Annotated in this window: 1 protein-coding gene; it reads left to right on the top strand. The window is 43.8% G+C overall.

Annotated features, from left to right (window positions below; all coding sequences use genetic code 11):
- Positions 1–183 (top strand): hypothetical protein (locus IEQ44_RS17470; protein WP_227487712.1); only part of this gene is annotated, 183 nt, incomplete at its 5' end.
- Between the last annotated feature and the right edge of the window lie 57 nt (positions 184–240).

Here is a 240-nt window from a genome sequence, read left to right as displayed (position 1 = left end):
CAAGAAACAACGGGGACAGTAATGATGGTTTGGAAAGGAAAAATTGGGGATAGAAACAAGATAAAGATTAAGAAAGAACAAGGCTACCTCTTGTTAAACCATCAGGCACCCATGGCCCATCTACTAAGCCTGCCCCTCACACCGTTTGAAGAAACAAGAGGAAGAAAAATGATAGAAAAGTGAGCATGATTGTACCCTCATGCATAGGGAACTCCGCTCCAAGGATGTGGAAGACCTTGG

This window comes from Nocardioides malaquae, assembly GCF_015070385.1.
In the GTDB taxonomy this organism is placed as follows: domain Bacteria; phylum Actinomycetota; class Actinomycetes; order Propionibacteriales; family Nocardioidaceae; genus Nocardioides; species Nocardioides malaquae.
The sequence above is the reverse complement of the archived record's forward strand: the minus strand, read 5'-3'. Positions and strand labels throughout refer to the sequence as shown.